This window comes from Bradyrhizobium cosmicum, from assembly GCF_032290525.1.
GTDB lineage: Bacteria > Pseudomonadota > Alphaproteobacteria > Rhizobiales > Xanthobacteraceae > Bradyrhizobium > Bradyrhizobium cosmicum_A.
In genome coordinates this window covers 1-4913 of sequence record NZ_JASXTA010000057.1, presented here as the reverse complement: position 1 = coordinate 4913, position 4913 = coordinate 1, and the positions used below count along the sequence as shown (strand labels likewise).

Annotated in this window: 3 protein-coding genes; all 3 read left to right on the top strand. The window is 61.8% G+C overall.

Going from position 1 to position 4913, the window contains the following annotated elements:
* The first annotated feature begins 156 nt into the window (after nucleotides 1–156).
* Complete coding sequence (locus QSV46_RS38920; RefSeq protein ID WP_314963981.1) at nucleotides 157–516, top strand: alpha/beta hydrolase; 360 nt, start codon at nucleotides 157–159, stop codon at nucleotides 514–516.
* A 64-nt stretch (nucleotides 517–580) separates the two neighbouring features.
* Nucleotides 581–775, top strand: a complete 195-nt coding sequence (locus QSV46_RS41645; protein ID WP_409997289.1) for an ABC transporter substrate binding protein — start codon at nucleotides 581–583, stop codon at nucleotides 773–775.
* A gap of 800 nt (nucleotides 776–1575) precedes the next feature.
* A complete protein-coding gene (locus QSV46_RS38910; protein ID WP_314963980.1) occupies nucleotides 1576–4878 on the top strand; it encodes an outer membrane protein in 3303 nt (1100 codons plus the stop codon).
* The last annotated feature ends 35 nt before the right edge of the window (nucleotides 4879–4913 follow it).

The following is a 4913-nucleotide window of genomic DNA, read 5'->3' as shown; positions in this document are numbered from 1 at the left end:
CCTCCCTGCGTCACGAGCCCCGCGAAGCTCTCTCATCCTGATTGACGCTGCACTTCCATCCTGATTGCCGCGCCGCATCCGGCACTGCCGCTGCTCGGGGATCTGATGCGCTACACTATCTCGCCGATCATATCGTGGGCTATTACGCCGAAGCTGATGCGCACGCTGTTCGCGCCGCGTGCCATTCCGCCGAAATTCAAGAATGAATTTCCGATCTCGTTGGCTCTCCGGCCCAAGCAATTGAGAGCGGCCGCCGAGGAGAGCGCGTTCCTTATTCCAGCTGCCGCGCAGTTGCAGCTTCAGTATCAGGGCATCCGGTCTCCTGTTAGGATCCTGCATGGAAAGGGTGACCGGCTCATCGAGGCCGACCAGTCGCGCCGCCTGCACGAGGTGTTGCCCAGCTCGGTGCTACATCTGGTCGAGGATGCCGGTCACATGGTTACCTATGCAGATGCGGCGGGAATAGCGGATGCCGTGGCGGCGCTGGCGCTCACCGCACCGGTGAGGACCGCATAGGCTTTCTTGTTGCGATGCCGGTGTCCGGAAGTGGCCACTTCAGACCTCCCCTTCGGTTCGGAGATTGTCGCGTCTCAGCGTCGTTTTTCGTCACTGCGCCCATCAGGTCGCGAAGCTTTTGCGAGGCGCCAAAGTGGTTGATGTGCCCGTTGAGCAGCCGCCTCAATTTGAATTGATCATCAATCTTAGAACTGCAAAAGCGCTCGGTGTCGAAATCTCGCCTGGGTTGATCTCCTGCGCAAACAACACGATCGAATGAGACGGTGACTTCCGTTTTTGGCCCAAGGCAAGCGCGGTCGAAGCGTTGGGCGACGTCGGCTTTTGACCCCGTAGCGGACGTCACTAGTTACTTCCAATCGCTTAGATCGTGCTAGCCTATCGCTCAGGCGGGGAGATGATCCGATGAGGCGGCGGAAATTCATCGGGATCGTTGGTGAGCAGCATCTCGGGAGCCGAGCAGAGGCCATATCGGTGGCCAGGCTTCCGTCCATCCGGGGGGCCCAAAGGCATTCCGATCCATCTCAGGCAAAACAGGGTTGAGGGCACCCTATGCGGCGAGCAAGAGGGTGGCGGCGGGAAAGCTCAGACCTTTTAAAGGACTATTCCTCAACCGAGAGCACCTGGGACGCACCCCGAGTGAGTAAGTTTTTTCCAGATTCTCTCCCTCGACCGAGGGCACCTGAGACGCAGCATTTGAGCAAGTTTCTTTCAAGATTCTCTCTCTCCGCCATGCCATCATCATTTGCTACAACGGACCATTGTCCTCCGCCGCCACGGGCGACGAGCCTCGCAGACGTCGGGAATCGGCGCGTCCGCTCCGCGATACGTCCCACCGATCCGCCCGGAAATTGGTGATTCTGGCTGCTCTCGCGGCTGTAGCGGGCAGCCAGGTTGCATGTCATGGGTGCGACAACTTGACACATTCCGCTGTAATATCAAATACTTACCGGGGTATCGCTCTCTCCAAAAGAGTCGAAATGTTGCGCGCAAGCAACGGATTTTCGCTTCGAGCGCGGGTAACATTTCCTTGATCCGGAATGTGGGAATTTGGGGGACGGCGTGGAAAGGCTCGCGTTACTGACCGCTTCGTTGACGGGCGCATCGATCGTAATTTCTGCGGGAGCATTGGCCGCCGACCTGCCTGTCAAGGCGCCGCCGAGAACTGTCTGGGCCGATAGCTGGGCCGGGCCCTATATCGGCGCTTACTTCGGCGCGGGGGCGGGACGCGTGAGGGAATCTTCGACGGGCAGCTTTGGCAACAGCTCTCTTGCGACAGCCGGCGGCGTGGTCACCTCGAACTCGAATCTTCTCGGGACCACCGCTAGCGATCTTGCCGGCGACATGACCGGTTCGATGGTCGATTTGTTCGCGGGGCATAATTGGCGAACCGGCAATATCGTGGCCGGCGGGCAGATCGAAGGCACGGTTTTTTCCGATGTCGCCTTAAAGCCGTTCGGCAACCAGACATTCAATTCGGTCAGCACCAACCTGCTGCTGGGCACGGTAACCGGAACGGCCACGGGCACGGCCACCGCGCAGAGCAATCAGCAGCTGCGCTCGAGGGTGGGGCTGATCGGCCGGCTCGGTTTTCTCGCCCGACCTGATCTGCTGCTCTATGGCCTCGGCGGCCTCGAGTTCGGTCACTTCACTTTTACCGACAGCGCCGATCCTTTCGGCGGCGAAAACAACAAATGGGTGGCGGGCTACACGGTCGGCGCCGGCGGCGAGCTGAAGTTGTCCGATAACTGGTCACTGCGCAGCGAATATCGCTACCTGAACTTCGGCTTCAATCGCAGCGCCGCCGCCAGTGGCACGTCCACTTCGGTATCAGGCGCAACCACCTTCGTGTCGACGAGCGCCGAAGCTTCCTCAACGCACACAAATGCCGATTTCCATCTCGCCAAGATCGGTCTGGCGTACCAGTTTGGCGACGCCGGACCGCTGTCGGCATTGGCGGCGATACCTCCGGCAGCACGCGCGGCTTCATCCAAAATCGCCTGGGGTGATAGCTGGGCCGGCCCCTATGTCGGCGCTTACTTCGGCGCCGGCGCCGGGCGCGCAACGGAGACCTTCAGGAGAACCGAAAGCGAATCCAGCATCAGCACGCCCGGCGGAACGTCGGCCTACACCGCATCGGGATCCGGCCATCTTGCCGGCGATATGACTGGCTCGATGGTCGATCTGTTCGCGGGCTACAACTGGCGGACCGGCAGTGTCGTGATCGGCGGACAGGTCGAGGGGACTCTGTTCAGCGACGTCACCACGAAAATGGTCGGCGATGGGGCATTCAGCTCGGTTTCGACCAGCAGTGGTGTCGTCACCTCGACGAACTCAGACACGCGCAGCCTCGAGGATCGGCAGCAGTTGCGCTCGAATGTCGGCGCCATCGGCCGCGTCGGCTATCTGGTCACGCCGAATGTGCTGCTCTATGGCCTTGGCGGCTTGGCATTGGGCCATCTGACCTATCCTGACAATTATCCGGTCGAGGAATCGCTCATCGGTGGCAAGAACGGCAAATGGGTAGCCGGCTATACCGCAGGCGCGGGCGGCGAGGTGAAGCTGGCGGACAACTGGTCGTTGCGCGGCGAATATCGCTATATGCATTTCGGATTCGATCGCAACGAGCCATCCAGCAGCTCGCAAACGTCCGTTACGGGCGGCGGCTCCAGCACATCTACCGACAGTTCTGTCGTCACCCGGCATATCAATGCCGATTTCCATGTCGGCAAGGTCGGGCTGGTCTATCAGTTCGGAGCGCCAGGACCGCGGTTGGCTATGGCGGCAATTCCTGGCTCAGACTGGAACGACGGCTGGGCGGGACCTTATATCGGCGCCTATTTCGGCGCTGGCGCCGGACGTGCGGCGGAAACCTTTACGACCAGCCGAAACAGCGCGAGCACCTTCACCAGCATCGGAACCACGACCTCCACCAGCGCCCAATCGACGGCCGGCCGTCCCGCCGGCGACGTGACTGGCTCGACGGTTGATCTCTTCGCGGGCTACAACTGGCGCGCCGGCAATGTCGTGGTCGGCGGCCAGATCGAAGGCACGGTGTTCTCCGACGTCACGTTCAGGACAAACGGCCCTGCCACATTCTCCGCAGTCGACACCACGAATGGCGTTGTCACCATGACCTCTTCGGGTTCGGCAACCAGCGTCGACCAGATCCAGCAGCGGCTGCGTTCGAATGTTGGTGCGATCGGCAGGGCGGGATATCTGGTAACGCCGGACGTGCTGCTCTACGGCCTCGGCGGCCTGGCGCTGGGTCATTTCACCTATCCCGACGGCGACTTTAGCAATGGCGGCGCCAACGGCAAGTGGGTGGCCGGCTACACCTTGGGCGCCGGCGGCGAGGTGAAGCTCACCGGCAACTGGTCGCTCCGCGGGGAATATCGCTATTCGCACTATGGCTTCGGCCGCAACGAACGCGGCAACTTCACGTCAAGCTCTCAAGGGACCGGCTCCTCCAGCGCCTCTTCGTCGGCTGACATCACCGCGCGCGAGGTCAATGCCGACTTCCACACAGGAAGGATCGGCATGGTGTACCGGTTCGGTGAAGGCGGACCGCGCTCGGCCATGGCGGCGTTGCCTGGCGGAGCTTCCAGCGACAGCTGGGCCGGTCCCTATCTGGGCGCTTATTTCGCTGCCGGTGCAGGCCGCGCGCGACAAATCCTCTCCTCGACTGCAGACTCTGCTCAGCAGAACTTCACTGGCGCCGTGCTGACGACGAATTTCGTCGGCAACACGACGAACCGCGGGAATGCGGTCGGCGACACCACGGGCTCGATGGTCGATCTGTTCGCCGGCTACAACTGGCGGGCCGGCAATATCGTGGCCGGCGGTCAGATCGAAGGCACGCTGTTCTCGGATGTTGCCTTCAAGATGATCGGCGAGCAAACGAGCAACACTCGTCAGGTCCTCAACGGCGTCGTGAGCACAGGCGTCAACCCCAGGACGATGCAGGCCAGCGAGCAACTGCGCTCGAATGTCGGAGCGATAGGCCGGGCAGGCTATCTCGTGACCCCGAAGCTGTTGCTCTATGGTCTCGGCGGACTCGCGTTGGGCCATTTTACCTTTCCTGACTCCGCCAACGTCTCTGGGCCTAATGGCAAATGGGTGGCGGGCTACACGGCCGGTCTGGGCGGCGAGTTCAAGCTGACCCAGCGGTGGTCGCTGCGCGGGGAATATCGCTACACGCACTTCGACATCAGCCGCGCCGCGGCAAGCGCCAGCTCGAGCACCCGGATCCAGGGCGCGACGACCATTCTCAGGTCGAATGCCGATACCACCTCGCAACAGACCAGTGCAGACCTTCACATCGCCAAGATCGGTGCGGTCTACGGCTTCTGCTATTGCGATTAGCCGCGCGGGGGGGGGGGCCCCCCCCCCCCCCCCCC

Bases quoted from the DNA above. Each gene is read 5' to 3' on its own strand.
- QSV46_RS38920 (WP_314963981.1), top strand. From the start codon at position 157: ATGCGCACGCTGTTCGCGCCGCGTGCCATTCCGCCGAAATTCAAGAAT.